General features: G+C 56.6%; 34 protein-coding genes and 1 tRNA gene. 18 read left to right on the plus strand and 17 right to left on the minus strand.

What is annotated here, in order from left to right; translation table 11 throughout:
• The first annotated feature begins 125 nt into the window (after positions 1 to 125).
• Both QRN60_RS09620 and QRN60_RS09625 read left to right on the plus strand, forming a co-directional pair.
• A complete protein-coding gene (locus tag QRN60_RS09620; RefSeq protein ID WP_060723339.1) occupies positions 126 to 581 on the plus strand; it encodes a PRC-barrel domain-containing protein in 456 nt (151 codons plus the stop codon).
• 158 nt (positions 582 to 739) lie between these two features.
• A complete protein-coding gene (locus QRN60_RS09625; protein WP_112278280.1) occupies positions 740 to 1,348 on the plus strand; it encodes a DUF922 domain-containing Zn-dependent protease in 609 nt (202 codons plus the stop codon).
• Positions 1,349 to 1,355: 7 nt separating this feature from the next.
• Here the strand turns inward: QRN60_RS09625 and QRN60_RS09630 are convergent, their stop codons facing one another.
• Positions 1,356 to 1,958, minus strand: coding sequence for a J domain-containing protein (locus tag QRN60_RS09630; RefSeq protein WP_003507613.1), 603 nt, complete (start codon positions 1,956 to 1,958; stop codon positions 1,356 to 1,358).
• A 395-nt stretch (positions 1,959 to 2,353) separates the two neighbouring features.
• Here QRN60_RS09630 and QRN60_RS09635 point away from each other — a divergent pair, with 395 nt between their 5' ends.
• Positions 2,354 to 2,707, plus strand: coding sequence for a nuclear transport factor 2 family protein (locus QRN60_RS09635; RefSeq protein ID WP_129564887.1), 354 nt, complete (start codon positions 2,354 to 2,356; stop codon positions 2,705 to 2,707).
• 90 nt (positions 2,708 to 2,797) lie between these two features.
• Positions 2,798 to 3,667, plus strand: a complete 870-nt coding sequence (locus QRN60_RS09640; RefSeq protein ID WP_165000646.1) for a hypothetical protein — start codon at positions 2,798 to 2,800, stop codon at positions 3,665 to 3,667.
• A 444-nt stretch (positions 3,668 to 4,111) separates the two neighbouring features.
• Here the strand turns inward: QRN60_RS09640 and QRN60_RS09645 are convergent.
• A tRNA-Thr gene (locus QRN60_RS09645) sits at positions 4,112 to 4,181 on the minus strand.
• Between the two features lie 132 nt (positions 4,182 to 4,313).
• Between QRN60_RS09645 and QRN60_RS09650 the strand changes: the two genes are divergently transcribed.
• From QRN60_RS09650 to QRN60_RS09685, 8 genes are all read left to right on the plus strand, one after another.
• Positions 4,314 to 5,567, plus strand: coding sequence for a tyrosine-type recombinase/integrase (locus QRN60_RS09650; RefSeq protein ID WP_209689497.1), 1,254 nt, complete (start codon positions 4,314 to 4,316; stop codon positions 5,565 to 5,567).
• Between the two features lie 147 nt (positions 5,568 to 5,714).
• Positions 5,715 to 5,921: a dehydrogenase gene (locus tag QRN60_RS09655; RefSeq protein WP_099085357.1), complete on the plus strand. Its 207-nt coding sequence runs from the start codon at positions 5,715 to 5,717 to the stop codon at positions 5,919 to 5,921.
• Positions 5,905 to 6,384, plus strand: a complete 480-nt coding sequence (locus QRN60_RS09660; protein ID WP_284765346.1) for a hypothetical protein — start codon at positions 5,905 to 5,907, stop codon at positions 6,382 to 6,384. The genes QRN60_RS09655 and QRN60_RS09660 overlap by 17 nt, the downstream gene beginning before the upstream one ends.
• 2 nt (positions 6,385 to 6,386) lie before the next feature.
• Positions 6,387 to 7,049 carry an SOS response-associated peptidase gene (locus QRN60_RS09665; RefSeq protein WP_284765347.1) on the plus strand — a complete coding sequence of 221 codons (663 nt, stop codon included), beginning with the start codon at positions 6,387 to 6,389 and terminating at the stop codon, positions 7,047 to 7,049.
• A gap of 9 nt (positions 7,050 to 7,058) precedes the next feature.
• Positions 7,059 to 7,472 carry a hypothetical protein gene (locus QRN60_RS09670; RefSeq protein WP_284765348.1) on the plus strand — a complete coding sequence of 138 codons (414 nt, stop codon included), beginning with the start codon at positions 7,059 to 7,061 and terminating at the stop codon, positions 7,470 to 7,472.
• 78 nt (positions 7,473 to 7,550) lie between these two features.
• A complete protein-coding gene (locus QRN60_RS09675) occupies positions 7,551 to 8,558 on the plus strand; it encodes a hypothetical protein (protein ID WP_284765349.1) in 1,008 nt (335 codons plus the stop codon).
• Between the two features lie 925 nt (positions 8,559 to 9,483).
• A complete protein-coding gene (locus QRN60_RS09680; protein ID WP_284765350.1) occupies positions 9,484 to 9,810 on the plus strand; it encodes a hypothetical protein in 327 nt (108 codons plus the stop codon).
• Positions 9,811 to 10,011: 201 nt separating this feature from the next.
• Entirely contained in the window at positions 10,012 to 10,155 is a 144-nt protein-coding gene (locus QRN60_RS09685; protein WP_284765351.1) for a hypothetical protein, read from the plus strand.
• Between the two features lie 68 nt (positions 10,156 to 10,223).
• On the opposite strand, the gene QRN60_RS09690 is transcribed toward QRN60_RS09685, so the two are convergent.
• Positions 10,224 to 10,427, minus strand: coding sequence for a hypothetical protein (locus tag QRN60_RS09690; protein WP_284765352.1), 204 nt, complete (start codon positions 10,425 to 10,427; stop codon positions 10,224 to 10,226).
• A gap of 170 nt (positions 10,428 to 10,597) precedes the next feature.
• Here QRN60_RS09690 and QRN60_RS09695 point away from each other — a divergent pair, with 170 nt between their 5' ends.
• Positions 10,598 to 10,864, plus strand: coding sequence for a hypothetical protein (locus QRN60_RS09695; protein ID WP_129566767.1), 267 nt, complete (start codon positions 10,598 to 10,600; stop codon positions 10,862 to 10,864).
• Between the two features lie 3 nt (positions 10,865 to 10,867).
• Here the strand turns inward: QRN60_RS09695 and QRN60_RS09700 are convergent, their stop codons facing one another.
• From QRN60_RS09700 to QRN60_RS09730, 7 genes are all read right to left on the minus strand, one after another.
• Positions 10,868 to 11,203 (minus strand): response regulator, encoded by a 336-nt coding sequence (locus QRN60_RS09700; protein ID WP_236760209.1) that lies wholly within the window; start codon positions 11,201 to 11,203, stop codon positions 10,868 to 10,870.
• Between the two features lie 157 nt (positions 11,204 to 11,360).
• Positions 11,361 to 11,705 carry a hypothetical protein gene (locus QRN60_RS09705; protein ID WP_111792603.1) on the minus strand — a complete coding sequence of 115 codons (345 nt, stop codon included), beginning with the start codon at positions 11,703 to 11,705 and terminating at the stop codon, positions 11,361 to 11,363.
• Between the two features lie 117 nt (positions 11,706 to 11,822).
• Complete coding sequence (locus QRN60_RS09710) at positions 11,823 to 12,062, minus strand: hypothetical protein (RefSeq protein WP_022556394.1); 240 nt, start codon at positions 12,060 to 12,062, stop codon at positions 11,823 to 11,825.
• The gene (locus QRN60_RS09715) at positions 12,059 to 12,985 is read right to left on the minus strand and encodes a glycoside hydrolase family protein (protein WP_284765354.1); all 927 of its coding nucleotides are present in this window, start codon (positions 12,983 to 12,985) and stop codon (positions 12,059 to 12,061) included. Before QRN60_RS09715 ends, QRN60_RS09710 begins: the two co-directional genes overlap by 4 nt.
• An 820-nt stretch (positions 12,986 to 13,805) precedes the next feature.
• The gene (locus QRN60_RS09720) at positions 13,806 to 13,991 is read right to left on the minus strand and encodes a peptidoglycan-binding domain-containing protein (protein WP_284765355.1); all 186 of its coding nucleotides are present in this window, start codon (positions 13,989 to 13,991) and stop codon (positions 13,806 to 13,808) included.
• 33 nt (positions 13,992 to 14,024) lie between these two features.
• The gene (locus QRN60_RS09725) at positions 14,025 to 14,579 is read right to left on the minus strand and encodes a hypothetical protein (RefSeq protein ID WP_284765356.1); all 555 of its coding nucleotides are present in this window, start codon (positions 14,577 to 14,579) and stop codon (positions 14,025 to 14,027) included.
• Positions 14,579 to 15,376: a hypothetical protein gene (locus tag QRN60_RS09730; protein ID WP_284765358.1), complete on the minus strand. Its 798-nt coding sequence runs from the start codon at positions 15,374 to 15,376 to the stop codon at positions 14,579 to 14,581. Before QRN60_RS09730 ends, QRN60_RS09725 begins: the two co-directional genes overlap by 1 nt.
• Positions 15,377 to 15,477: 101 nt before the next feature.
• Between QRN60_RS09730 and QRN60_RS09735 the strand changes: the two genes are divergently transcribed.
• The 5 genes from QRN60_RS09735 (at position 15,478) to QRN60_RS09755 (ending at position 17,434) form a co-directional block, all read left to right on the plus strand.
• Entirely contained in the window at positions 15,478 to 15,729 is a 252-nt protein-coding gene (locus tag QRN60_RS09735) for a putative NADH:ubiquinone reductase complex subunit (RefSeq protein WP_284765359.1), read from the plus strand.
• 2 nt (positions 15,730 to 15,731) lie between these two features.
• Positions 15,732 to 16,307 (plus strand): hypothetical protein, encoded by a 576-nt coding sequence (locus QRN60_RS09740; protein ID WP_284765360.1) that lies wholly within the window; start codon positions 15,732 to 15,734, stop codon positions 16,305 to 16,307.
• Between the two features lie 119 nt (positions 16,308 to 16,426).
• Positions 16,427 to 16,711, plus strand: coding sequence for a hypothetical protein (locus tag QRN60_RS09745; protein ID WP_284765361.1), 285 nt, complete (start codon positions 16,427 to 16,429; stop codon positions 16,709 to 16,711).
• 13 nt (positions 16,712 to 16,724) lie between these two features.
• The gene (locus QRN60_RS09750; protein ID WP_284765363.1) at positions 16,725 to 17,189 is read left to right on the plus strand and encodes a hypothetical protein; all 465 of its coding nucleotides are present in this window, start codon (positions 16,725 to 16,727) and stop codon (positions 17,187 to 17,189) included.
• Positions 17,186 to 17,434, plus strand: coding sequence for a hypothetical protein (locus QRN60_RS09755; RefSeq protein ID WP_112635641.1), 249 nt, complete (start codon positions 17,186 to 17,188; stop codon positions 17,432 to 17,434). Before QRN60_RS09750 ends, QRN60_RS09755 begins: the two co-directional genes overlap by 4 nt.
• Here the strand turns inward: QRN60_RS09755 and QRN60_RS09760 are convergent.
• The 7 genes from QRN60_RS09760 to QRN60_RS09790 all read right to left on the minus strand — a co-directional run bounded on the left by QRN60_RS09760 (position 17,405) and on the right by QRN60_RS09790 (position 25,835).
• On the minus strand, positions 17,405 to 19,366 hold the full coding sequence (locus QRN60_RS09760) for a hypothetical protein (protein ID WP_284765364.1): 1,962 nt from the start codon (positions 19,364 to 19,366) through the stop codon (positions 17,405 to 17,407). The genes QRN60_RS09755 and QRN60_RS09760 overlap by 30 nt on opposite strands.
• A complete protein-coding gene (locus tag QRN60_RS09765; RefSeq protein WP_284765366.1) occupies positions 19,363 to 21,168 on the minus strand; it encodes a hypothetical protein in 1,806 nt (601 codons plus the stop codon). The genes QRN60_RS09760 and QRN60_RS09765 overlap by 4 nt, the downstream gene beginning before the upstream one ends.
• A gap of 161 nt (positions 21,169 to 21,329) precedes the next feature.
• Positions 21,330 to 22,313: a tail fiber domain-containing protein gene (locus tag QRN60_RS09770; RefSeq protein WP_284765368.1), complete on the minus strand. Its 984-nt coding sequence runs from the start codon at positions 22,311 to 22,313 to the stop codon at positions 21,330 to 21,332.
• Positions 22,313 to 22,693, minus strand: coding sequence for a GNAT family N-acetyltransferase (locus QRN60_RS09775; protein WP_284765369.1), 381 nt, complete (start codon positions 22,691 to 22,693; stop codon positions 22,313 to 22,315). Before QRN60_RS09775 ends, QRN60_RS09770 begins: the two co-directional genes overlap by 1 nt.
• A complete protein-coding gene (locus QRN60_RS09780) occupies positions 22,690 to 24,270 on the minus strand; it encodes a hypothetical protein (RefSeq protein WP_284765370.1) in 1,581 nt (526 codons plus the stop codon). Before QRN60_RS09780 ends, QRN60_RS09775 begins: the two co-directional genes overlap by 4 nt.
• Positions 24,267 to 24,965: a phage adaptor protein gene (locus tag QRN60_RS09785; RefSeq protein WP_284765371.1), complete on the minus strand. Its 699-nt coding sequence runs from the start codon at positions 24,963 to 24,965 to the stop codon at positions 24,267 to 24,269. Before QRN60_RS09785 ends, QRN60_RS09780 begins: the two co-directional genes overlap by 4 nt.
• A gap of 3 nt (positions 24,966 to 24,968) precedes the next feature.
• Positions 24,969 to 25,835: a hypothetical protein gene (locus QRN60_RS09790; RefSeq protein ID WP_284765373.1), complete on the minus strand. Its 867-nt coding sequence runs from the start codon at positions 25,833 to 25,835 to the stop codon at positions 24,969 to 24,971.
• Positions 25,836 to 25,910: the final 75 nt, after the last annotated feature.

Consider the following 25,910-nt stretch of genomic DNA (forward strand, 5'->3'; position numbering starts at 1 on the left):
TGCTGCACATCTGTTCCGGTTTTCAGCATAGACCAAAATTTCCTGCGCTCCCATGCGGAACCAAATTCGCCCTTCACCGTTTCTTCCCCGAACGCAACGTTCAGCATACAAAGGGAAGAAACATCATGAAAATCAATGTCATCGCTCTCGCTGCCGCAGCAGCGCTCTCCTCTTCCGTGGCTTTTGCCCAGACGGCAACCACGGCTCCTGCTGCCGGCGCGGATGCCACTTTGTCCGGCCCGGGCATCACCATGGGCACCAAGGCCAGCGGCCCGCTGAAGTTCGTCAATGTCCAGAAGACCGATCTCACCGCCTCCCAGCTTGACGGCATGGACATCTATAACGCCCAGAACGAAAACATCGGCGAGATCGAAGATGTCGTCATCGGCGACGGCAAGTCGGTGATCGGCCTTGTCGCCAGCGTCGGCGGCTTTCTCGGCATCGACAAGAGCTATGTGGTGCTCGATCCGGCCTCCGTCGCCGTCCACAACGACAACGGCACCTGGAAGGCCTATGTCGACACCACCAAGGACGCACTGCAGAACGCACCCAAGCTCGATTACGACAAGCTGGACGACTGATTACCCCTGCAGTCGTACACTTGTCTCCCCCGCGCCGAGGCGCGGGGGTTTTCGTGTGGATTATTCCGCGCAGGAGCCGGCGATCCTCGCCCACATCCCCTTGCCTGACCGCATGCCCCTCGCCTATCTTCGGCGCGCAAACCACCAAGGATCGATGCGTGCCCGCCCACAGTCTTTTTTCCCTTTCCGTCAGCACCGCCCTGTTGCTGAGCGCCCTTCCGCTGTCAGCGCAGTCCGCCGGCTGGAAACCCGCCGAGCAGATAAAGACCTATGCCATCAGCGGTAATTCGGGTGGTGCGCTTTACCAGTCGATCGGCGAGCGCGGCCCCACTGCCGGCGTGCAGGCCATTGCCCACACCACCTTCAAGCTGACATGGCGGCGCGATTACCGCCCGCAGCCGGATGGTGCCTGTATTCTTGTCACGGCAAGGCCCAATCTCACCATCATCTATACCTGGCCGAAAGCGCCGGCCAATCTGCCGCCCGCCGTCGCCGCCAGCTGGAAGACCTTCATTTCCGGCGTGGAAACCCATGAGCGCGTCCATGGCGAACACATCCTCGACATGGTGAAAAAGATCGAAGCCTTCAGCACCGGCCTGAGGGCGGAAAACGATCCCAAATGCCAGAAGGTTCGCGTCGTGCTGCAGCAGCGGCTGGGCGAGCTTTCCAACGAACAGCGCCAGCGCGGCCGCGATTTCGACCGCGACGAGCTTTCCCCGGGCGGACGGGTGCACCAGCTCATTCTCGCCCTCGTCAACGGTCCGTGACGGGCGCTTACTCCGCCGCCTCGCCTTTCAGCAAGGGCTCGGCCAGCATCACGCTTTCCAGCTCGTAGGAATAGCCCTCGAGCATCGTATAGGCCTGTTCGATCGCCTCGATCTGAGCTTCGGCGTTGCGGATCGCTTCAGCGATGGACTGGCTGCGGGCACGCAGCATGGAACTCAGCACATCGGTTTCCGGCTTGCGGCCAAGACGGTCCATATGTTTGCGAACCCGGGTGCGGTGCCGTTCCAGTTCGAGAATATGGAAACGGCTTTTCAGAATATCATCGGTCAGCTTGCGGCGCATGGCCGCCACGGGGTCGAAACTGCCGGGCTCGCGTTCGTCCAGAATGAACTCATTGACCAGCGTTTCCAGCATCAGCAGGCCCTTCAGGTCCTTGGCGTCGGCAAGCTGCGGATCATAGCCGGTATCGTCGAACACCTTGCGGCGCACCGGATCCTTCAGAAGCTCATAGGCGGTTTGCAGGCGCGCGAACTGCTCGGCATCGCCACCGCTGTCGGGATGGGCGGCCTTGGCCACCTTGCGGTAAGCCGATTTGATCGCCGCCTCGTCGGCATCGCGCTCCACGCCAAGCAAAACATAGGGATCAATCACAAAAACACCTTCAAACGCAAACTGTTACCCGCACACCTGATGCCACCCTCATAAGGCCTGCGAGTGGATCATAGGCCAAATCCGCCCGGCACGGCACCCCGCCCCGGCGGTTAAACCGGCAAAGCCCACACAAAAGCCTTGCCGCAGGCGGCAGGACGACCGGCGGAAAGCCCTTGAGGCCGAAATTTGTCGGACCCAAGGCGACTATAATGACGGGCAGGACAAAATTGTGGAAAGCGGCGGCAAAACATGCCGCCCCTGCAGCACCGCATTTGCCGCAGCCGGCCCAAAACCATCCTGAAGAAAAGCGTTACCGGCGCGTTTTCAGGAGGTTATGGTGGAACCTCGCCAACGGGTGTAAGCTTGGCTTTTGGATCTTGAGGGAGGACGATCCGATGCCGCAAACCATTACCCAGACCGTCACGGACTACATCCATGCCATGGCCTATGCGGATGAAAGCCTGATGCGTGACGTTTTCGACCCGCGCGCCAGCATCGTCGGAACCTTCGGAGGCGAAATCGAATGGTTATCCCTGGAGGACTTTGTTGACCACATGCGCAAAAGCGAACGCGGCCTCCCCGATCATGATCCCGCTTTCGAAATCATGGGTATCGACAAGGAGGGCGACAGCGCCTCGGTGAAGCTGACGACCCGTTTCGACGGCATGGATTTTTATGAATATTTGTCCCTGCTGGAACGCGACGGCAACTGGTCGATCGTGCACAAGCTTTATCACGTAAAGCCATAGGGATTTTTAAAACCGCCACCCCGCATTGTGCGCTTCTGCCCGCTCGCGTTCCACTCTCAGCGACGGGCCATAATTGCGATTCTGGTTGCTTTGCTGCTGGAAGAACTAAAACAGATCGCTGTAGATCGCCGTTATCCAGAGCGCGTTAACGAAGAGCCAGACAACACCGAGCCACATGATTTTGCGGCTGCTATCGGTTCTCATTGCCACAACAGCAATCAGCAGGCCGCCGACTATCCTTGCCAGATACCATGGCCCGAGCTGTTCAAAGTGTTCCTTCCCCTTGATGTAGGTGTCCATCAGATCGAAGACGAACGAGGCGGCAAACAAGGCAAAAAACGCATGTCGCCTGCGCACGAAAAAACTTTCCCGCTCGGACAACTCCTGAATATGATCGGGATAAAGCAGCGTCGACATCAAAAAGAAGAGCGACGTGTAAACCAGAACGAAGATGTAGATCCAGAAATTCCAGTTATGGATGAGCCGCAGGGCAAACTCCCACCACCAGAAGTGGACCGCTCCAAGAAGCAGGACAATCGACCAGACGATCTGCGCGTGCATGCGATCGGTTTTTTGCGGCTCCTGCAACCTTCTGGAAAGACCAGACAACACTCTGGTGATTGCAAGGCCGAGGATGAGGCTTACCAATATCCGCAAATGACCGTATGCATCCATTGGAAGCGCCCGCTGTTGCTCAACTTATCGCTGAACAATATGCTTAAACCCGCAGGCTTTACAATCATCCTGAAAGACCGGGCAATAAAGGGGCCTGTCTCGCGCCCCAGACTAAGCGGCAATCCCGTCGCCCTGTTGGGCGAATTGTTGCCGCATCACTGGATCGGCCGACCAATCCGAGGCGCCAAGGACATATTCGGCGGGCGCTTACGATCCGCCGTTTTTCTTTTCGTTCTTCGCTTGATCGTGGTGCCACTTAATGGCGAAGAACATGCCCGTGCCTAACACGAGAATCTTGAGCGGAAAGACGACTATAGGGAACCAGTCTACCCAATCCCAATCCATCATTTGCATATTTCCAAGCTGTTACTTGACACTATCTGTCGTGAGGAGCGCTACCTCAAAACTGCTGCTGCAACAACTTCATATGCGCGGTCTTTTTGACGCAGCCCCGCCGGTCCGCTTCATCTGCGGCTGTCGTATCCGCCGCGCCCGCCAATCGAAAAACTTGCTTTCCCTGGCGAAAACCGTGCCCGCGCCCCGCTCGAAATTCTTGTCTTTCTTGCTTGTGGCGTCTTGATGAATTCATTCGGACAGAACTGGACGCCGAGCGGCTTCACGTCATCATGGCGCAGGGAAACGCGCTGGCAACGGAATGTAAAATGCGCCGCGCAGCAAAATGGATGATTTTGAACGACAAGATAAAACATTGATAAACAATGAGAAAACTGGTGCCCCCGACAAGGTTCGAACTCGTGACCCCCTGATTACAAATCAGGTGCAGGCACCTAACGCGGGCTAACGCCTCATAACAGTGGATAACGCCAAAAACCCTTGATTACAAGGGATTACGGCGATTGTTTAGGTACTGTTATTAACGCTATATAACGTTGCATAACTTCACTTTCCGTTACCCCAGCGTTACCCCAAGATGCCAGCAGCACTCACAGCAAAAGCCGTCGAAGCAGCCAAGCCCGGAGCCTCCCGCAAGGAAATACCGGACGGGGCTTTGCAGGGCCTGTATCTGATCGTACAGCCGTCTGGCGTAAAAAGCTGGGCGGTGCGATACCGGCACGCCACGAAGCCGAGAAAAATGACGTTGGGGGGATATCCGGCCATCAGCTTGGCTGACGCTCGCAAAGAGGCGCAGAAGGCGCTCCGGATGGTTTCGGAAGGCAGAGACCCGGCAACTGAAAAAGCCGACGATGACGACGTCCGGCCGGCTTACATGGATCTCGTGCCGGCGGTTCTAGATGAGTTCGTGACCCGCCATGTCGAGGTGAAAAACAGCCAGTCTTACATAGATGAGACGAAGCGCATCATCGAGGCTGATCTAAAACCGGCATGGAAACAAAAGCTCATCAAGGCCGTGACGAAGCGCGACGTCCTGCGGTTGCTCGACAAGATTGTTGATCGGGGCGCGCCGATTATGGCGAACCGGGTTCGCGCGCTCTTGAGCAAATTCTTCGCTTGGTGCGTTGAGCGAGACATTATCGAGTTTTCACCCATGACCTCGATCAAGCCGCCGAGCAAGGAAAAGACCAGAGACAGGGTTTTGTCAGACGACGAAATAGCGCTTGTCTTGAAGGCGTGTGACGCGATTGGCGCACCATTCGGCCCCATGGTGAAGATGCTTTTCTTCACCGGCCAGCGCCGCACGGAAGTGGCGGGAGCCCGTTTCGCAGAATTGGAGATTGAGGGGAACAATCAGGTGTGGGTGATCCCGCCAGAAAGAGCGAAGAACAAGAAGGAACACTTCGTGCCCCTGACGAGCGTCGTGCTCGACCTGGTCAGTTCCTTGCCGCGGATTGTCCCGGCAGAGGGAAAAAAGGCTGTATTCCTGTTCACCACGAATGGGAGAACACCCGTTTCAGGATTTTCAAAAGCCAAGAAGACCGTCGATAACGCGATGATCGACATTTTGCGAGAAACCGCAACGAAGGATGGAAACGATCCCGAGAAAGTCAGGCTTGAGCCTTGGACGTTCCATGACATCCGCCGCACAGTCGCCAGCGGTATGGCAAGGCTGAACGTTGCCGTTCATGTGGTAGAGACAATTCTCAACCATAGATCCGGCAGCATCAGGGGCGTTGCGGCGGTTTATAATCGTTACGATTACGCAGACGAAAAGCGAGAAGCCTTGCTAGCTTGGTCGAACTATCTTGAACGCCTAACGTCGCGGTGAAGCGCTGGCAGACGTGGCCAAAAGCCTTGAAAGACTCTTCTTGACTCCATTACGAACGAGAACATAATAAGAACACGCTTGGCACGGGGGCGTCTGCCTATCGGAAAATCAGGGACGATTTGAACTCTTGAACCGGAGAATGAGAACGTGCGCCCAGAAAGACGAGAGCCGGAAGCCGATCCGGTGGACCACATCATCGCATGGCACGACGGAGACAGTCGCGCTGCGATCGAGACGCTGATGGAGGACATCCAGCATTTGAGGCTGCAGCTCGCACTGGCGACGGCTGCAATGGGCAGAGGATTTACGCGAGGCTGGCTACCGAATGAAGACCGGGATGACAGCAAACGATAACGGCTATGATTACAAGGAACTCGACAGAGAAAAAATATGGGTCATCTGCGAGGATTGTGAGCTTCTTCGGTCGTTTGATGGCAAGGCGGTGAAAGCCGAATTCACCGCTACTCCAGCCCCAAGCCCGCTCCGCCTGATTGCGCAGAAGCTTATAGGATGCCCAAAATCGAAGGAAGATTTCGGCCCACGATGCAGGATGAGCTACTATTGGACCTTAGAGGAGCGAACGGAAAAAGCGGCGCAAGAAGAAGCAGCTGGTGTGCGGGTGTGCGATCTACGCTCTTGGGAAGTCGTTGTGGCCGGGTGTGGATCCTGCAAGCATGTGACGGAGTTACCACGCTGGAAGCTCATAAAGATGGTCGGCGGTAACACGACCCTCCAGGACCTGCAGCCCCGCCTGAAGTGCCGGAAGTGCGGCGAGAAAGGCGGCTCCTACATCACAATTGCAAAATTGCCGAGGTGAGCATGTGTAATTTGTACCGTGTGAAGACCAATCAGGAATCGATCCGCGACATCGTGGGCATCATGCAGGAGCGGCTTAACCTGGAGCCGGATGTTGAAGTCTACCCAGACCGGCCGGCGCCAGTCGTACGCAACAGCGAAAGCGGACGAGAGCTCGCAGGGCTCACATGGGGCATGCCGTCGCCGCAGTTCGTGACGCAGGGAAAACCCGATACAGGCGTGACCAACATTCGCAACGTCACCTCGCCGCACTGGCGCCGATGGCTGCGTCCCGAAAACCGCTGCGTGGTGCCGTGGACGACCTTTTGCGAATGGGAAGACACCAAGCCCCGGAAGACGAAGCGATGGTTTGCGCTCAATGAGGAAGCACCCCTCGCCTTCTTCGCCGGCATCTGGACAGAGTGGAACGGCGTGCGCGGATCGATGAAGAACCCGCGAGAAGGCGAACATCAGCTTTATGGATTTCTGACAACGGACCCGAACAGCATTGTGAAGCCGATCCACCCGAAGGCTATGCCGGTCATCCTGACGAACAAGGATGAGGTGGAGATGTGGCTGACCGCGCCATGGGAGGAAGCGAAAGAGCTCCAGCGGCCTTTGCCTGACGACGGCCTCGTGCTGCTGCCGGTCGAAGACGAGACCAAGACGGCCGATCTATTCGGATAGGAGACGAATATGCATATCCGTCCTTACATTCTGGAAAATCACGGTGTCTACCCCAAGGCGCTACTGGAAGATGGAGACTTCTTCGGAGTGCAGAAAGCCATTCACGAGGACATCGACCCGCGCCTGCTCGCAGAAGTGGACCGGGAATCGGACCTCACCGCTTATTCCGGATATGTCGCCATGGAACTCTGGGCCGATGATGACGACATACCGACCGGCGCAAAGATTGAGATTTTGTTCAGCGAGCGAAAAGGCGTTGCTGCCCTTCTCTACGACCACCCCAAGATTTCCGACGTGTTCATAGAGTGGGTTTTTTGCACCTCACCCGATGATGCTTTGACCGAGTGGAAGAGGAAGGTTCGCTGGCCGCTGATTGAGACGTCGCGGGGACCGGTAGAGATTATCGGGGATGCCCAACAATGAGCGATTGACGGACCTCTAAAGCTTGATCACCCTTATAAACACTCTACCTTGCGATCCTGCCCACCAGGGAACCAAACAATGCGCTCGATTCTACTTTCCCTCTGCTTCTCGGCATTCTCTTTCCTTCATGCAGCGAACGCCGACGATATTCAGGCTCGTGGTGAACGGTGGGAAGACCCGACATGCAAAGATGTGGCGCGCGCAATCATAATGACTGAAATCTATCCTTCTTATTCCTACGAGATGCCTCTTGTGAGAGCAGACGGGACATATCGCCCTTTCATCGAGAGAAAGTTCTCACCCACCGAACGCCAGGAGAAGCGGCATTTTGAGAAGGAGTGGAGATCGACTCCTCGTCTCGGCGTCGAATGGTCTTCCTGGGACAGATCTGAGCCAACCTTAACAAACTGCAAGCTGGTTGGCTCAGAAGTGGAAGCGACAGGCGGGGTAACTCACTACCGGATGAACTGGACCAGCCTCCCTTACCGAGCGGAAATGGATGCATGGATTTCGCAAGACCATCAGATGTTGACGCGTGTTACACGTCGCTACCTCGGCGGTGGATTAGAGTTCCCCGAGGAACGAGTGGCGCTTCTGTTCAAGTATGACGGCCTCTTGATCACCTCGCCACTAAGGAGCCCAAGACCTTCCGACAGCCTCACATCTTGCGATCGGGTGAAGCGGATGGTTGCGAAATTCAATGAGACGCAAGCCGTCCAAATGACGATGCGATTCGTCAATAATGGCTTAGGAGAACCTTATTTTGGCCAGTATTTGCACGTTGGCGCAAAGGAGTACTCGCGAGATACAGGATGGCCGTGGGAAGTCCGGGATCGTGTAATCGTCCCTACAGAGATAATTAACAAATGCAAATTGCTCGGCTTTCAAGAAGTAAATGGCATTGCAACATCATTGTATGAATACGAAAGGCCAGACCTTCGGGACGGCGAGCTGCGTATCCTGACCTGGATTTCTGACGAGACCCATCTGCCTGTAAAGGCTCATTTCACGCGGCTAAAGCCCGTCAATGGCTTCGAGGTGTACATCACCTATGCATTCGACCCGGACGTGAAAGCGCCAATCTGACGTCTGTGCTTTGGAAGTCTTCGCGATGGGGCGGCCAATTTGGAGTCTTCTCCAACCTAGACCTTTAACGGTGCCAAGCGCGCCGTAGTTGACGACAGAAAAGATTCAGACTTCTATCGGCAGCCTATAAGATGGAATGTACGATGAAGCGCCCTCAACCTACCCGAGAACGAGCCGCCCGCGCCCTGTGTCGAATGAGCGACGTGCCGGAGAACACGAAGTTCAATGATAATAGGCCAATGTGGGAGAGCTTCCTACCAGAGGTGGATGCGGTACTTGAGGCGGCGCTGGGCACAGAAGAACTTGAGCGGATGAAACGGGACGAGGCTAGTAAGCTGTGAGCGGTCAAGAACCCCAAACACCGACGACGCCCAAAGATCACGTCACATCGTGGATCAGGAGCTACATTGCGAATGCATCAGGATTCTGGAAAGCGGCCATATGCTTCCAAATCACCTTCTTGGTTCTCATGCTGCTTCACGCCGGCGCCTTGCTTGCAGGCTGGCACAATGTTTCCAATCGGATCCTAGGCTATTCGTCACTGGCCTTCGTAGGATTTTTCGTATCGCTCCTGTGCCACGCATATGTGAGCATTAGGGCGTCAGTGAAACGGGACGAGGTGAAGAAGCAGTGAGTGACAGGCAATTCCCGTCTGAGAATGACCTAATGGAGGCGCTACGCACGCTTTCCGATAATACCGGCCGCATCGCATGCCCAATATGCATGAACCAGACATGGGAGATTGAGACGGAGCCAGGTGGTGGCTTACTTTCAATCTTACCATTGCCCGGACTTATAGGCTTCAGACCCTCAAATCCAACCACAATGTCGCCGCTTATCCCATGCCTCGTTTTTGTTTGCGAAAATTGCGGGTTTGTCCGAGAGCATAGCGTCCCCATGCTCCTTAGAAAGTCGAGGTCAAACCGTGGCTGATGAAGACATTAAACCGGGCCACAGCGCCGAAGTTTATTCTTTCCCTACTGGTTTGAAATCAGGTGGCGGCGGTGGTACATTTGACGGTATGGAAGCTCGCGTAAAGTCCCTAGAAGACGACATGAAGAAGATCCTGCAGGACACAGCAGAGATCAAGGGCATGCTACGTGCAGCGCCTTCCGCTATCGAATTTGGAGAAATGAAGGGGCGCCTGAATAGCCTTCCAACCACAGCGAAGGTTGCAACGATTGTTGCGATAGCTGCAGGCCTAGTGACAATCCTGACACGATGGAACGAGCTATCCGCTCTCTTCAAGTGACCCGCTCCGGCGGGTTTCTTTTTGCCAGCCCTTTACCAGCCGTTTACGCTGCTATGGCAAGCTGAAACCAAGCGCGAAATGTATTCAGTACGCGCGGCTTTTCCCAACTAGCCCGCCACACTCGGCGGGTTTTGTTTTGCTCTGCTGAATAAACGATTTCTTCACCAGAACACGGCATCTCTTGCCATAGAGGGCCTTGTTATGCGTTACCGCTTTCTGATCAATGCCGCCTTGCTTTTGGCAATACCACTGTGCGGCCTCGGTATTTTTGCTGTTGTTGCCGTTTCACAGAACGCCGACAAGGCGATTGGTGTGGACTATGTGACAACCAGTTCAATCAAATGATACCGTCTCCCCCGTCGCCATAGTGAGCGATCCGAGAATCGCTTCGGCGGACTTCTTTTCGCTCGCGCCTATTTCTGGCCGTCGGGGATAATCAGCCAGAACAACTGCACCAGGTCATCCCAGAGCCGGCCCAGATCCTCGATCATCGCCGTTATTTCCAGGTACGCGTAGATGCCGGCAATGATGAGGACAATCAGCGCACCGAACACCAGCCACGGCCAGATCCTGCGATTTCGCTTTGAACCACACTGCGTGTTTTGCTCAGCGACCATTCAGCACTCCGCACACCGCTCTCTCAACGCTCCCCTACCTTACGAACCTTGATGGGTCGACTCACCCGCTAAACGTGTTATCCTCTTGGTATTGTCACCAACCGAATTCATAGGCGGTGACAACTGAGGGTTACTACGTGCTCCCGCCTATTCGTGTGGAGGGCGACTGAGTGCCTCAACAATTAAATCACATTGATTCTGTACTTCGTCGTGTGCTTGCTCGCTGGGCCGCCCGCTTCACTCCTGATGAGCATATTCAGGGCCGCCTCGTGGAAAATACCATCCTCGAAATACTCCGACGGTTTCCAGAAGCCGATGACGACTGCACGATCGATGTCCAGCTTCTTGCAACGATGCGGCAGGTTCTGCTGCGGGAGTTTGGCGTACATCCGGCCGCGGCCAATGAAGGCTCGTCCGAAGAGTCTTGTTCCGATTGATGATCAATGAAGAGTGGACGATGTTCCCGGCGGACCAAAAAGCGCGTCGGCTATCACTCGCAGTTGCTGCTTGTCGTCGCTCAAGACGTAACCGTTCGATTTGCTCTCGAAGAAAGAAGCGAAGACGAACGGCACCTCCATTGTGTCCAGCAGCAACGCCAAGTGCATCATGGCTTCCGGATCAACTTCGACATCAATGATTGCAGCATCGATATCGCCTTCATTCACCAGCTTTAACACTTGCAGCATAGAGGAAACGGGGCCTGCAATAATAGCTCCAGCCGCAATGAGTTGCGCGCGGCATTCCAGCGTCAATAACTGACCCTGCTGCACCACCATCAGCTTCTTGCCTCTGAAGACGCGTAAAATTGGACTATCCTTCCACTCACGCTGAGCTCTGTCGCAATCCGGTCTTTTAACACGTCTTCAGCCTCGGCTCCCACATAATTCTGGAATTTGCAGAACTGTTTGCCCACGTCTCGGCAAGCGGGTTGATTTACGAAGACCGCGTCGCGCGTGGCTTCGACTGATTTTCCACGATGCGGTCGACGCGTAAGGTCATCTTATCGACGGCATCTTTTACCGCTCCGATTGCACCCATGATTTGTTCTGTCTGTTCGCGAAGACCCGACTTGGAAACGTATGTTTCCGCGACGTGGAGACGGTGTGCGGCGAGTTCTTCCCTCGCCAAAGATGCCATCGCCGATGCAGCTGACGCCGCCGCAGACGCTTCGGTCTTCGCAGCGCTGATCTTGGCGTCGACGTACTTCCACAGGCCGAAGATGAAGCCGAAGACCAGTACGAAGAAGCCGACGGCACCCATGATCTCGGCGCCGGTCATGGCTTCACCCCGCACAGCTTCTGCAGCTTCTCATTTTCAGTGAGGATTTGCCGCTTGGTTTCTGACGTCATCTGGTCCTCGGCAGAGGGCCGTACTGGACGCGCGATGTCGCAGTAGCTACCGCTTGTCGCGCATCCACTTGCCAAGAGCGTCATCAACGCCAGCGTCATCCAGATTCCTGATTTCATTTTCAACATCCCCGGCCTTCTTGATGGCCTTGGCATTCGCCGCGGCCTGTTCGTCTTTTGCCGCGGAGCGCCCTGCCCTCTGGCCATACAGAAAGACGCCCGCGAGGATCGCGAGCGCCGTACCGATTGCGGCTAGATAGCCTTTGAGTTTCGCCCACAGGAGGATCAAACCACCACCTCCTTGCCGCGCCATGTATTCCAGCGGCGGGCGATCACATCGCGATTGCGGTATGCGACGTACGCAACAGCGGCCACAGCAACACCGGCGACAATCCAGCCCCAAGGAAGGCCAGCGACGAAAGCGAGCAAGCCTGAGCTTGCAGCTGAGGCGACACCCTTTGTTACGGCTTCCCTTGCTGCCGAGGCGTCGCGCCGAAGCTGTGCGAGCGTGGCGGGACCAATGATGCCGTCGGCGATCAGATGCGGGTGGGCCTTCTGGTAGGCAATCACCGCGGCCTTGGTCTTCTCTCCCATCCATCCGTCGATGGCGCCCGGGTTGAGGCCAGCTGCCGTGAGCAGCTCCTGCGCCTCCTTTACGACCGGATCCGGCTGGGCTGACGGCTCTGCCGTAGCCTCCTTGGTCGCGGTCGCTACGTCGGTGTAGATGCCCTTTTCGAAGAGCAGAGCCTCCTCCTTGCGGCGGCGCACGAGGCCCGGCAGCTTCTTGCCTTTTGCCGTATTGTAGTTGGCAGCGAGATGAGCGGCGGCCTTCTTGATCTGGCCTTTGCGCCAATATTCGGCCCACGTCCATTTCATGGCGCCGACGCCGAGGTTGAATGTGACCGAAGCCGCCGCGTCCAGCTCATGCTGCTTGCGATTCTCGGGAGAGTCGGCAACGACGGCCGGAACGTATTCGGCGGCAAGCACGGCGTCGAGGATCGCATCGCTCTGCGCGGCCGTGATCTTGGTCTTGCCTGGCACCAGTTTGGTAATACCTATCTTTGCAAGCTCGCGGCGCACGGAATCGCTACGCATGGTGAAGCCCGTACCGATCGTCGGAATGCCGACGGGATCGAGATAGGCAGTGAGCGGATTGCCCTCGTGCAGGCGCACGAAAGCCCTCCCCTGTGTGGAGATTTTGGTGATTGGCATGGGTGTTCCTTGAGTTGGGAATAGGCACGGGAGGCGTCTCCCGTGCCATGGCATCCTGATTTTTACGGGTTGTTTCTCAGCGACTACGAGGCCGATTCGTTCATCCAGCGTTCATGCGCCAAAAGCCACCTTGCGCGCGGTCGCTCCGCCCAGCGACCTGACAGAGGCCCGCAGCCAAGCCCCCCAAAGCACCTGCGGGCCTCTATTTTTTTTGGCGACGCAAGTCTCTCTAAAAGATGGACAATTTGTAAGTTGTGAACCCGCCTTTACGGCTTTAAAAGCGACGCTGTCGCGCGTCCCCTGAAACAGGCCGCGGCATTGGGGTCCGCCGCTTGGCGGAGTGGCGGGCCTCTCCAAAGATTCTGGTAGCGCTTCTCAATCAACAGGACCACACTCGCGCCGCCGTGGCCATCCCAATCTCCACGGTGTGGAGGCCTGTTGTCTACGAGGGGCGACGGGCCTCCGCTCTTGGAACGAATTCCAATATCGCGCGTTTGACGTTGCTGTGCTGTGTATTTTGTAGACAGCACTGGGGCTCGCGCCCACCCCCCCGGTTCCCGTGCGAGCCTCTTTTAGCTTCCCGCCCTAAAGTCCCGGGTTATGCTGCCGGCCGAGCGATGGCTTTTTAGTAATGCCGCGAGATGATACGCGTGCTGAACTCATTATTGATGATGGCCGGTTCACTTACGATCAGCCAAAAAAGATAGCCCAACCCGCCTAAAAACGTAGCGCAGCCAACGACCAAGAAGGCAATGCCGAGATACATTAACGCCAAATGACCATTGTTCATCTCTATTCTGCCAGTAACATTGATTAGGTGTTATATTACTTGCTGCGCTATTCTTTTTTCAAGATGGTACCGGAGCAAGCGATCTGATAAGCGAGTGTCGCACCATTGTCCGACCGTGCGGTCGACGCCTACGTGCGGGATGCCATCAGCGCCAGACGGCCCGACATCATAGCCGAGCGAAATCAAGCGCTGCTGTACATCGCGTACAGTCGCCATGGTCGTCTCCTGATTTTCGAGATTACTGGCCGGTCAGGGCCACTGGATTTGAGCAGCCGCCTTTGCTTCCGGGATTGTCGAAGCAGACGAAACGGAAGCTTTCCCGCCCAGCCGAAGCGCCTCGATCTGCGCGCCGACAACGCGCCAAGTCTGATAGGCGTAATCCACGACCTGCGCGACTTCGATCAACGTAGGCGCGGTTATGCCCACCTCTGCGGACAGGAGCGGGAAATGGCTTTCATCGATCTCGCCAGATCCTATCAGCGAAAGCACTTCTGCGGCCTCTTGGGCCTTCTGCTGATAGGTCATTGCCTGACCAGATCCGCCGGTGATGTAACGGAGGCGCGCACGTTCGGCGTCTTCATCGATCCTTGCGGAGAGTCGGAACTTCCACTGGTCAAGAACCAAATCATCCTCTGGATTTGGCTCTTCCACGGCCGGGGCTTCAATCAGCTTGAAGCCGCCGATAATCGAGACAGCGAAGCCAGACACTACGCCTTCTAACGCTGCGGCGTACTGTTCGTCGGTGATTTCGATGGCGCCTTCGATTGGGTCAGAGCAAACCCCGCCTTCAAATGCATAGGGCATCACTTAATCCTCATGATGTAATTCAGGCCGATGTTGCGGGGGCGCGTTTCCTCTGCGCCCGTATTGCTGAGCCAGATTCCAGTCGCCGCCCATCCAGTATTGCCATACGAAAACACGGCGGGAGGTTGGTCTAGCTGGGTTGAACGACCCGTGCTTGCCGTGCCGTTCTGAACTCCGGGGTGATAGTGGGTCGGGTCGTTGACGGTGTGATTGTGCGCCTGCATGGCGAAATACTGTTGAACGCCTGCGGAACCAGGGCGAAGAAACATACGCGATGTGTTGATGAGTTGAACAACGCGGCCGGTGATAGGTGAGCCAGCAAAATTGATCGTGGCGTAGGCATCGACATTGGGCCAAGATCCGCTGACGACTTCGGACACCAAAAGACCTTCGTTATACAAGCCAGCGCCTGTCTGCCCGCCGGCAAGATCAATATAACGATAACCCGGATTGTTTTTGGGAGGGTAACCAGTACCAGCTAGGCCAAACCAGCCCGCTATCGGAACGCCGATCGGCTGCAACGCCCATGGATCGTTGACAACCGTTGCAAGCGAGTCCAATTGGGCCTTCGTAATTGCATCCGTATTCGCGGTACCGGCACCGAGATTGACTATTTTCTTAGTTCCCATAGACAGGTCTCCGGTCATGGGGGACCGGCCATCCCGGAGCAAAGTCGCGCTCAATGCCTGCGCCACGTCCTCGAAAGGCGGATTGTGCTGGATCGGCAAGACGGTATCGCCGTTCTCGACGAAATAGCTCGTCGGCAGCGTGTAATTGCCGTTGCTGTCAAAGGGCATGTTGCCTCCATAGAAAAAGGCGGCTCAGTGAACCGCCTCGACTCTTTCAAAGAATGGTGTAATTCAATCATGCGTAGTATTTTCACCAAGCAGATTTAGAGATGTCAGAACTTACCGAAGCCTCCAAGGAGCGCAAAAAACTCTCCGCAACTACCTTATCGAACTTGGCCGTCGGTATTTGGCTGGCCCTGATATTTGCTCCGCTTGTAACGGTTGCCCTGTCCGAGGATACCATCAAAACACAAGGATGGCGTATTCCTATAGTCGCGTTCATTGGTGCTGGCGTAGGCGGTGTGCTATATTATCTGGCAGATCGTGAGCTTGCGGAGAGTGACGACTCTGAGGAACGCTAACCATGCATGAGTTAATTATTGTACTTTCGCCCATAGCCTTCGCCATCGCTGCATTCTTCTGCGCCTCGTATGCTGCCCAAAAAAAACGCCCCCTCAGAAAAGTCTCCGCTGTATCTGCGACTAACTCTCAAGCAGGAGACAAGGACGCTTGGATAGCGGATTATATCACGACCTCGGAAAACATTGAGAGCGAGGCATTTCACAGAACAGGGCAAACGAGGTCTGTTTCTAAAACGCCCAGCTATTACGTCGAATGGGACGATAGCAAAATCCGCTTCTTTGATGATGACGGTCACGAGCATGTGGGAATCCCAGGCGTCGAATTTTCAGAAATCACAAAAGCAATTTTGGACCAGCCCTCGGATGATTTAGTTCAGAGCGCGAAAATTGCTGTAGGTTCTGTTGCTCCGTTCGAGACCACTAGTTCTACTTGGAAGCTTGTAAAATCAGGTAAAGTTGTCTCATACCGGAGCTTGGCAGGTAGTGTTATTGTTCAAGGCGGTATCAAAGCAAAAGGTCGTAGAAAAGGCGTTCTTGTGTCTTTGCCTGACGACGACAGGAAGACTACGGGTAGTTGATCGCCGTTTCATAGCTAAATGCCTCGAAAACTTTGATACTCCTTAATTCTTTGCGAATACCGGCTCGACTCCGAATACAACCTGTGCATTAATTCTGCCCACAACTGGGGGCATCCATAATGAAAACTGTATTGATCGCGCTGGCACTGACCTGCGCAACCGTTTCTGCATCGTTCGCCGGCGGCGTTAACGGCTATTTCAAGAGCAACGGCACCTATGTCGCTCCGCATTATCGGAGCAGCCCGAACGGGACGGTGACTGACAACTATTCCTTCAAAGGCAACTCGAACCCATACACCGGCAATTCGGGCTCCAACCGCTATCGCAGTGATACGACTTCTCCGTATTTCAATGGCACCCCGTCATCGAACGGCCGGTATGGTCATTCCACGAACCGCTGGTGAGGCGATACGTTGAATGGCCTGGGTTGTTGGGATCGGTATATTTTTCTTCCTTCTATTTGCTTTCCCGAAGCAGGTAGGAGGCCTGATTTTAATCCTTCTGGCGATCGGTGGCGCCGCATGGATTTACAGCAACGCTGAGTCCAAAGCAGCAGCAAAAGAGCGGTCGAAAATAGTTACCTCGGCTCGCACAGACTTGGGCTGTGCTGATCCCCAATTCCCGATCGGGGTGTCAATTTCTAACGGCGCCAAAAAACAGATTAACAGCGTAGATTTTACGATCTCAGCAAAAAGGCCTGGATACAGCTCTGAGGTCTACTCAAATTTCCATACCAGCGATCGCATCCTCAAGCCGGGAGACGTGTATTTCGCATGCTGGTCATTATCCCGCTACGAGACGACTTACGGGAAACTCAAAGATGAGAATATCAAAGCGCTAAACTGGTCAGCGAGGGTTATTTCAGTTAGGTTTTCAGAATGACCCGTCATATTGATCACGATCCGCACGAACCGAAGATTGAGCGCGGCCCCGGCCCATGGCGCTGGCTGATACCTGCGATCGGTGTTCTTTGGATCGGTAACGCCTACTATTCGCTCATCGATTGGCAATCCGCCGCACTCGGCGGCGGCACCGGTATTGTTCTTGCGCTTTGGGCCATCGAGGTCACCGGCAATAAGGTTCCTGACTGGTGGAGGTCAAAGCCTCCCGGCTCCGGCCGCTCCTGAGCTCAGCAGCGCTGACACCACTTTCGCCCGCAACTGATCGCTTCTGGTCAGCTTCTCATTTCCAGCCGTCAACAGATTACGAGCGCCCTGCGGACTGGTTTCAAGCAGGATTTTCGAAATCCTCTCGATGACGCTCGGTGGCATACCTTGCGCTTCGTTTATAGCTTTCCCCACGCCGTGCATAATTGCGCCCGTCACGTCGCGCCGCAGAAGCGATGCGATCACACCGGGGTCAACCTTATTCATGTCGATGGCGTCGGCAATGTTGTCGGCCGTCTTGGAGCCGCCCAGAGCAGCAAAAGCCGTGTCGAACATGCGCTGTTCTCTGCCGATCCTTTGCCCCAGTTCTTGCGCACGGCCAGGCGCGGCAACCACCGGGAACTCTTGTTCGAATTTCGGGGTCGTCAAAATGCGCGCCTTGTTCGTCGTGGGCGCGCTCGACATTGCCTCAACCTTTGCAATAAGTGGATCGGCGTAACCGACGCGAAATGCGCCTTGCTGGTCCGGGGTGAGGCGCACAAATTGATCAATAGTGTCCGCCGCGCGCTTGCGTCCAGATGTCGCCGCTCCACCTTCAGCAACAGCATCGATCACACCGCTGCGTGTCCGGAACGTGTCGTTTGCTGTTCGGAACGCAGGGGAGGCCTCTTCAAGCGCTGCATCTACCCGGCGCTTCACCTGATTAAGGGCGAAGGCCCGATTGCCAGCGCCCTGTGCGTCGGCGCGAGCAATCATGTCGTCGAGGTCCAGCTTTGCCCGAAACAGAGTGTTGAAGTCTGTCACCTGGCTGTTGCCATCCGAAAGCATGGATCGAACGCGAGAAAGAGCACCCTCGATACTGTCATTTGCGATCCGGTCACGCGGGCTGACGATCTGGTTTACGCCGGGGCTAATGGTCTCGTCGATGTGCTCAAGAATAGGAGTGACATTTGCCGCACCCGCATCGCGCCGCGCGGCGCCGTAAAGGGCATTTGCTTCTGCATCGCGCGCGGCCGTCAGAGACGCTGTCCGTTGTGCTGCTGTATCGCCGGCGTCAAACCCTTCAGCGAGTGCATTGGCGAGACGGTCGCCTTGTCCGGCCTGACGGAAGCGCAATGCGTCGATGAAGGCCTGTCGCTCATCATGAGGATTGCGGGCCACAGTGGACGCCAAGCGCTGCCCGGTAACGCCCAGGGCGTCGGCAACATTGTACATGTCCTGACCGGCATCCTGTGCGGATTGCAGTATCGCGGAAATCTCGTCCGGCGACTTGCCAGAGCGACGGAGGGCATTCGCAATAGCATCCGTGGCATAGTTTTCGGGATAAAGGCGAGCCATTACCGGCGCGGCCACAGTCTTCGCCACCTTGGACACACCCGCGACAGCCAACGGCGTTGCCCCACCCAAAAGAAGGCCAGTGCCGCCGCCTTTGAGTGCGCCCTGAACGCGTCCATCCACGCCTTCACCACTTCCAAATCCCTGCGCAGCGCCGAGGATAAGGCCGTCACCGGCAGAGGCGGCGGCCACTCGGCCAAGCCCTTTACCCGCCTCAGCCGCATTGGCTGCCAGCGAGAGGCCGTTCTTTGCAAGACCAACGCCGCCGGTCACCCCGCCAGTGATCTGGCCAGCCAAGCGGTAGCCGCCGCGCTCTTCGCTGTCCGCCGCGTCCGTTGCACGCTGCGCTTCAAGATTGGCGTTATACCGATCAGAAATGCTGCCTCCTTCCTTGCCGGTACCAAATACCGGGTTGAATAAAGCATCACCGGCCGCGGCAGCCTCATCCGCCAGCCCAAACGAAAGCGTGTCGGCTGCACCGCGCACAAAGCTATCCACCTTACCCAGAACGCCATCTCGCGCTGGATTAGCCGGACGCTCTGTAGAGCCAGTCTGGGCCTCTGCTCGACGACGGCGAGCGCGCGCAATTGCCAGCGCCTTTTCCTGTTCTGGTGTCATTCAAACAGTCTCCGCTCTTCGGGCGTCATGAATTCCCAGTCCGACGCATCCACACCTTCGGGGGCTTTGGATTTTCCATTTGCCTTGTCACGCAGCACCTTCGTGAAATCCTCAAGCGGGTTTTTCAACTCGCGGATCATCTTGCGGCCTTCTGCCGGTTTGAGAGAACGATCAGCAACCGCATCGGCAATCTCCCCCATTTGGACCTGATACTGGGTGATCCCGCGCATGGCGTTCAGGATCATGGTGTTGCCGCCGGGCTGATTGATGATCCGCGGGAGTGACTGCTTGAACAGTGCCAAATCGGCGTCAGACATCGGGCCGGAACCAGGCTGCCGCTGTTGTGGCACAAGCTCGTTGATCAGTGCCTGCGTGGCCTGGATGTCATCCAGCTTCGCAGTCGGGATGCCCCATTCGCCCAGCGCTTGCTTGAACGCTGCACCGGCACCGGTTGGTGAATTGGCTAGAAGCGCCTCAAGACGATCAATCTGCCCCATCTTGGCGCGTGAGCGCACACCTTCATCAGAGAGTGTTGCAAATGTCTCGGCATTCTTCTTGTCGAGGTTTTCATAAAACTTGTCACCCTCGCCAACCGTCACATTGGTGGAACCGGCACCGGCCTTCTTCTGCGCAAGCTGGAAGTCGACGAAAGAACCTTCATATCCGCGCTCGCGAGCATATTCGTATTCCTTGATGTCACTCGTCCTGCCGCCATTCTCCTTTTCCCAATCGAATCGCTCGCGCGCGAGCTTGTCGCTGTTGGTGACGCGCGGATTGCGAAGGTTTTCGACTTCAAGGCGGCTTTTTTCCAGCCCCAACTGATACGCTGGATCGCTCTGCTTCAGGCGCATTTCTTCTGCAGCCTGCTGCCGGGACATGTTCTGTTTCAGCAGGATCTCGGCAATACCACGGGTGCGGGCGTCTGCGCGGGGATCGGAAAGAACTTCCATGATTGCGGGCGGTATTGGCTGGCCACCGGGTGCTGTTGCCTGCGCAACCTGTTGAGGCTGGGCGACAGAGGGCGGAGTCGCTACCGTCTGCGGTGCTGGCAACGCTGGCGCACGGGGCTGCACCGACACCATCGGGTCAACATATCTGGACGCCGGCGCGGCAACCTCAATCGCCTGAACAGCAGGCATGCCGGCAGTGGGATCAAGACTTGCGACCTCCGTGGCGGCGCCCTGAAAACTCGGAAGATAGCCCTTGGCGAAAGCCAGTCGCCGCGCGGACTCGCCACCTGGGCGATTGTATCCGGCGAAAGCCCAGGCGTTATTCATAAGCTGCTGCGCTTCTTCGACGCTCTTGGCACCGTTCAGCTTCTGGATAAGCGCCGGGTCTTCGTTCAAGAAGAACTTCGCCTGGCCCTGCGGTGACAGATCGCCTGTTGCGGCAAGAGCCTGATAACGAGGACCGCGCCACGACATGATTCCGCCTGCGCGCCCGGGCTGCCCACTTTCGCTCGGATCGCTCCATGTACGGTTAGCATTTGCTGCCGACCACCCGCTTTCGGCGCGGCCGGTGGCCGCGATTGCAGCCAGTGCATAGGGGTTCTGAACGCTCGTCTTGATGGTGTCCATGAAAGGGGCGAAGGTGTCACCAGTGACAGGCGATGTTGCCGACACTTCGCCGGCCGCGCTCGTCATGGGAATAGTCGATCCCGTCGCTGTCGATGCTGCAGTCTGTCCCGTCACACCGCCGCCCCCGGCAAGAAGGCTTGCAATCTCACCGAATTTTCCGGCGTTCCATGCCTCGTTGTCTTTCGCTGTCTTATCGATCGCACGCGCATCGAGAGCACCAAGCACACCTTCCGCAACACGCGCCGCGCCCTGCGCCCAATGACCCACCGGGGAATAATCCATGCCCTTGCGCATCATCGCATCGGCAATTTCCCGCTGCTTCGCGATTTCGTCGGCAGAGAGCTTGCGACCGTTCCGGCCCCAGACAAATGCACCTTCAGCAGCCATTATGCGGCCTCCGTAGCAACACGATAATCAACCATCTTGAAGCCGTTCGGCTGCTGATGGACTGCATCGGGGAATTTATCTTCAACCTCGTCAGCCATCAGGCCGATTTCAGTAACAGGCGAGCCGACCATTCGATAGGCGTATACCGGCAGGCCGTTATCTAGTGACCCGACCCGGCGCACGCCGGTTTTCAAGCGCCGATCCGAATACTTCATGCCCGCGGTCAGGCCTGTACCGAGAAGGCCAAACAGGCCGCCCATCTTGGCATTTGCGGCGTTGACCTGCGATTTGTACTGATCGTTGACCATGCCCATGTAGTCGACGCCGGCAACGTTTGCCTGCGGCGTGTTGATAAACTGCGGCATGGACGTTTGTGATCCTGACATAAGCGCCGAAATCTCGTTGAGGGGCTGGTTGCGTTCCGCATAAGCCTCCTGCATCGCCTGACTGCGTCCGGTGAGATAAAGCTGATTGTAGGCGTCGTTCTTCGACTGGTTCAGATTACTGAAGGCCGAGTTCCATGCCGCAGAACCTTCGACAACACCCTGGTTGGCAAGGCGGGTGCGCAACGCCTCCTCTTCCTGTGCAAATCGGGGATCAAGCCGTGCAGAGCCCAACTGCGACAGGCGCGCTTCCGCTTCTGCCGTGTCAGCCTTGAAGGGGTTGTTGAGCAAATCCCTGATTTTGGCGGATTGCTCGTTGGCGATGGTGCCGAGATTGAGCGAAGCCGCATCTGTCTGGGCCTTTATCGCTTGCTGCTGGCCGGAAAGAGTAGTCGTTGCCGTATATTGCGGCACCCATACGGTTTTACCGCTGGAGTCGATAAACGACGCATCACCGGTCTTGGTGTAGGTTAGGTCACCATCTGGCCCTCGCTGGTTGACCATGTTCGTCAACTGCTGCGTTTGTGCCGTGTCACGGTTCATTGCCGATTGGGCGTTAGCGGTTGCCACCGGATCGGGCGCTTTGGGCGTCGAAACCATTAAAATCTCCACTCATCTCTGAGAATGCCGACCAGGAACGCGTCTCGTCCCGGTCCAAAATGGTTGCGGAGCAATCCTTCAACCTGCCCGCCCAGCCTTTCAGCAAAGCGCACAATCTCTGCTTTTTCTGTTTTCGCGGTCATCCGCTCGCATTGAAGCTGGCCGAAAACATAATCGCCCACCGCTTCGCAAAAGCCGCGCGTCCAGCCGTGGCCGGCAATGCTCACATGAACGTCGGCGCCCTCGAACACATTGAATATCGCGCCGGCAACAATCTCGCCGTCACGATCAATCCCCATGCAGGTGAAAGGCGGAACGAAGGAAACGCCGATCGACGTGCTGACGAAATGCAGCACCCGCTCATCGGTGACGATATTCAAACCACGATATCCGTCTGTTCATAGGTGACATCGATGCGGACGATTTCCGCGTCGATCGGGACCAGCGCGCCACTCGTGACACGCATCGCCGGAGCCATGGCATAGCCCTCTCCGTCAACACTGTCCCAGTCCTGCTGGATTTCCTTGACGCGGCCGACGCCCCACACGCCTTGGCCCCATATCGCCGCGCCCCATTCGTTGGAGGCGGGAATTGAAGGTGCTTGCGGAACAGGCGGCAGACTGACGATGTAGTCGGTCTGAATTGTCACCTGCACCTCTACCGGGATGGCTGTACGGACTACCCCGCGCGCCATCTTCGCAATCTTCAGAGCGAGCGGGTTGCCCATGTCTTCGAACAGCGGGATATACGTCATGGTGTATGGCATGCCCTGATCCGAGCCGCCAACGTACCCTTCGACAATCTTGCCGTTCTCCGACCCGAACAAAAGCCGGCCGTTAAACACCTCGAGACATTTGCCGTCCCAGCCGGTCCAGCGCGACCATGCCGCCGTTCTGGTGTTGACGACGTACATCTGCTTTTCCGTGCCGGTCAGCGTGGGCAGGCAGACGACCGCAATCTGCTTTTCCGGCCAGATTTCGCAATGCCATGCGGCACTGTCGCGCTCGTCGACCGTCGCATTCCACGCCGTTTCGATGTTCACCGAGATGGCAGAGGCCGAGAGTGCGGCGTAATCGCGCTGCATCGCCTGCGACAGTGGTACCAGGCCGAGCGAGGTTGCGATTATCAGATCACCGCCACCGCGGAAGAAAGCCTTGGCGCCGAGCGGCTTGCCGATCCGGTAAACACCAACCCTTGACCAATCGGCAGCATCCCCGGGATTTGATCCTGAGAAAACCGCGACCTCGCCTTCAGTCGATACGAACGCGCAATATTCATTCGGGCCGTCGCCGCTCTCGATCGACCAACTGGAGCCGAAGAGAAGCGAACCGCCGCGCGAGAAGACGCCGCCTAACGGCAAACGAACCAGAGCGCCACCAATAACGCTGACAGGCAGATACCATGCATCCATGCTTTCCTTCTGGATGAAGAAGAGCCGGTTCTTGTATTGCCAGACGCGCGAAAGCTTGTTGGGCGTGACGGTGCTTCCAGAAGGGAATGTAAGCGCCGGCGTCGTTACAAAATTCGCTCCATCGTAAACAAAAGGCGTATCCATACCATTCACGCCACGAAGGAACGCCGCGCCATCGGCGTTCACGAACTGAACCACACTCCAATCCCCGTCGGTCTGGCCCGTCACGCGATTGACCGGGGCAGCGGTAATGTCGGCAATTTCATTCTCATTTGCCGCAAAGAGCTTTTCCTGATTGCCGTTCTTGTAGGAGAACAGCGACAGGACCGGCTTTGTGATGGTCGGCATCGTGGCAAAGACATCGCTTCCGCGCCGGATCTCGCCACCTGTCGCCGTGGGCAGGACGTTATCCAAAGCCCATGCACCTTGGGGCGCATCCTTGACCGGCGCGGAAATGTTCTGGTTCGCTATCCAGCCAGCAACCGGCGCAGGCCAGCTTTTCGAGCTGACCTTGCGGGGCTTCCGCTTCGTCGTCGGTTTCCTCATGGAAAGATGTTCCCCGGAAAGGCCATATCAACATCATACGGCAGGCGCGCGCGACCAATGGCAATGGTGCGAGCGCCTTTGTCAGCGCCGCCTATCTGGGCCAGCGCCTGTTCGTAATTCGCCATGGCTTCGGAATAATCGAGACCGTTCATGTCTCTCCAACGCCAGACCAGCGACAGCGTCAGAAGCCGCTCGTCGAGCTTGAACGTGTCGCTGTCGTTGTTGATGACGGCTTTCGAAGTCCCATCACTGGCGCGGGCAATTTCATCAGTGATGAAGTAATATTTCGCGACTTCACTCGGCCCCATCGGCGGATAAATCTGCATCTTGCCATCAAGCACGATCCAGAAACCCGGGGTGCCGGCGGCAAGATACGTTTGCAGGTTTATCCATTCGTCGAGGTCGCGCGCCTGGCGATAACCGCTCTGTTGCCACGTTGCCGAATGCACTTGGCTTTTGACAGGCATGCGGTCGAAACCGTTCGGAAAGTCGAAAGCGATTGACGCTCCGTCTCCCTGATGCTCTGCGAGAACCGTAAGCGCCTGCCATTCGAAAGCCTTCGCAACGTCGACGGCGGCCTCCTGCACCAGATCGGCCAGTTGCATCTCGAATTTCTTCTGCGAACTGAAAATCGTGGTGGGTTTGCGTCCGACGAGCCGAACGGCAGCGGACTGGCAGGCGCTCAGGATTGTCATTGGTTAGGCTCCAGCCTTTGCGGCGGCAATCTTGTCGTTGATCTCTTTGGCCTTCTCGGCAAGCGTTGCCTTGCCCCACCGGCCATCGATCTCGAAGGCAGGATCGGCGTCAGCGATCCAGAGCTTGATATCGTCGGCTTCCCAATCAGAGAACGGGTTTTCCGGGTCGATATCGCCGTCGTTTTCGCTCGTGGTTTCGTCGCCGGCTTCCTGGTCAACGACTTCTTCATCGTCTCCTTCGGTCGTGTCGGTAATGTCATTCTCCGGTTCCGATTCCGGCTCTGGCTGAGACACCTGCGGAACGGTCGAGTCCTTCCGTGCGGCCTTCTTGCCTGATTTTCCTTCGAGTTCGGCCAGTCGGCGGCGGAGTTCGTCGTTCTCGGACAGGACGGCGGCAAGGTCTGCACCCTTTGCGGCATTGTCGAGATACGCTTGCGCCTGGTTCTTCAGGTCCCGGCCGCCCATGCCGAGCATCTTCAGATTGTTGCCGTCGAGCGCGGCGAGCGCTTCTGCCGTGTAGATGTTCAGGGCCTTCAATTCGAGCCGCTTGCCCTGCGTCAGGAACGGGAGTTCTTCGACGGGCGTGCCACTAGCCGCCTGCGCGGCACCGGCTTTGAACTTCTTGTATTGGTCATTGTATTTCTGGGCATACGTGATGCGAACGCGCTCGCTCGTAACCGGGTCGTCGGCCCATTCGCACTGTTCATGCGCCGGGAAAACGCCGACCGTCTGCTTGTTGCCAGAGAAGCGGATCTCGCAGATTTCCTGATCGTCGTAGACCGGACGGCCCTTTTTCTTGCTTTCCGCTTCGTTGATGACGCTCAGGGTTTTGAAAACCGCATATGTCAGGGAAGAGTTGTTCTCGCTCATTGTCGAGTTCCTGTCTGAGAGGTTGCAAAGAAAAAGGCGGCCCGAAAGCCGCCCTCGTTTTCTTCATGTGTCAGG

Origin of the sequence: Agrobacterium sp. CFBP2214 (assembly GCF_030209895.1) — a bacterium.
In the GTDB taxonomy this organism is placed as follows: Bacteria; Pseudomonadota; Alphaproteobacteria; order Rhizobiales; family Rhizobiaceae; genus Agrobacterium; species Agrobacterium radiobacter.

Bases quoted from the DNA above. Each gene is read 5' to 3' on its own strand.
- QRN60_RS09675 (WP_284765349.1), top strand. From the start codon at position 7,551: ATGCGCTCGATTCTACTTTCCCTCTGCTTCTCGGCATTCTCTTTCCTT.
- QRN60_RS09730 (WP_284765358.1), bottom strand. From the start codon at position 15,376: ATGCCCTTTGACAGCAACGGCAATTACACGCTGCCGACGAGCTATTTC.
- QRN60_RS09635 (WP_129564887.1), top strand. From the start codon at position 2,354: ATGCCGCAAACCATTACCCAGACCGTCACGGACTACATCCATGCCATG.
- QRN60_RS09720 (WP_284765355.1), bottom strand. From the start codon at position 13,991: ATGGCGACTGTACGCGATGTACAGCAGCGCTTGATTTCGCTCGGCTAT.
- QRN60_RS09660 (WP_284765346.1), top strand. From the start codon at position 5,905: ATGACAGCAAACGATAACGGCTATGATTACAAGGAACTCGACAGAGAA.
- QRN60_RS09745 (WP_284765361.1), top strand. From the start codon at position 16,427: ATGAAAACTGTATTGATCGCGCTGGCACTGACCTGCGCAACCGTTTCT.
- QRN60_RS09780 (WP_284765370.1), bottom strand. From the start codon at position 24,270: ATGAGGAAACCGACGACGAAGCGGAAGCCCCGCAAGGTCAGCTCGAAA.
- QRN60_RS09705 (WP_111792603.1), bottom strand. From the start codon at position 11,705: ATGACCGGCGCCGAGATCATGGGTGCCGTCGGCTTCTTCGTACTGGTC.
- QRN60_RS09665 (WP_284765347.1), top strand. From the start codon at position 6,387: ATGTGTAATTTGTACCGTGTGAAGACCAATCAGGAATCGATCCGCGAC.
- QRN60_RS09740 (WP_284765360.1), top strand. From the start codon at position 15,732: ATGCATGAGTTAATTATTGTACTTTCGCCCATAGCCTTCGCCATCGCT.
- QRN60_RS09760 (WP_284765364.1), bottom strand. From the start codon at position 19,366: ATGACACCAGAACAGGAAAAGGCGCTGGCAATTGCGCGCGCTCGCCGT.
- QRN60_RS09790 (WP_284765373.1), bottom strand. From the start codon at position 25,835: ATGAGCGAGAACAACTCTTCCCTGACATATGCGGTTTTCAAAACCCTG.
- QRN60_RS09725 (WP_284765356.1), bottom strand. From the start codon at position 14,579: ATGCCCTATGCATTTGAAGGCGGGGTTTGCTCTGACCCAATCGAAGGC.
- QRN60_RS09700 (WP_236760209.1), bottom strand. From the start codon at position 11,203: ATGGTGGTGCAGCAGGGTCAGTTATTGACGCTGGAATGCCGCGCGCAA.
- QRN60_RS09735 (WP_284765359.1), top strand. From the start codon at position 15,478: ATGTCAGAACTTACCGAAGCCTCCAAGGAGCGCAAAAAACTCTCCGCA.
- QRN60_RS09690 (WP_284765352.1), bottom strand. From the start codon at position 10,427: ATGGTCGCTGAGCAAAACACGCAGTGTGGTTCAAAGCGAAATCGCAGG.
- QRN60_RS09750 (WP_284765363.1), top strand. From the start codon at position 16,725: ATGGCCTGGGTTGTTGGGATCGGTATATTTTTCTTCCTTCTATTTGCT.
- QRN60_RS09620 (WP_060723339.1), top strand. From the start codon at position 126: ATGAAAATCAATGTCATCGCTCTCGCTGCCGCAGCAGCGCTCTCCTCT.
- QRN60_RS09785 (WP_284765371.1), bottom strand. From the start codon at position 24,965: ATGACAATCCTGAGCGCCTGCCAGTCCGCTGCCGTTCGGCTCGTCGGA.
- QRN60_RS09685 (WP_284765351.1), top strand. From the start codon at position 10,012: ATGCGTTACCGCTTTCTGATCAATGCCGCCTTGCTTTTGGCAATACCA.
- QRN60_RS09670 (WP_284765348.1), top strand. From the start codon at position 7,059: ATGCATATCCGTCCTTACATTCTGGAAAATCACGGTGTCTACCCCAAG.
- QRN60_RS09715 (WP_284765354.1), bottom strand. From the start codon at position 12,985: ATGCCAATCACCAAAATCTCCACACAGGGGAGGGCTTTCGTGCGCCTG.
- QRN60_RS09770 (WP_284765368.1), bottom strand. From the start codon at position 22,313: ATGGTTTCGACGCCCAAAGCGCCCGATCCGGTGGCAACCGCTAACGCC.
- QRN60_RS09650 (WP_209689497.1), top strand. From the start codon at position 4,314: ATGCCAGCAGCACTCACAGCAAAAGCCGTCGAAGCAGCCAAGCCCGGA.
- QRN60_RS09755 (WP_112635641.1), top strand. From the start codon at position 17,186: ATGACCCGTCATATTGATCACGATCCGCACGAACCGAAGATTGAGCGC.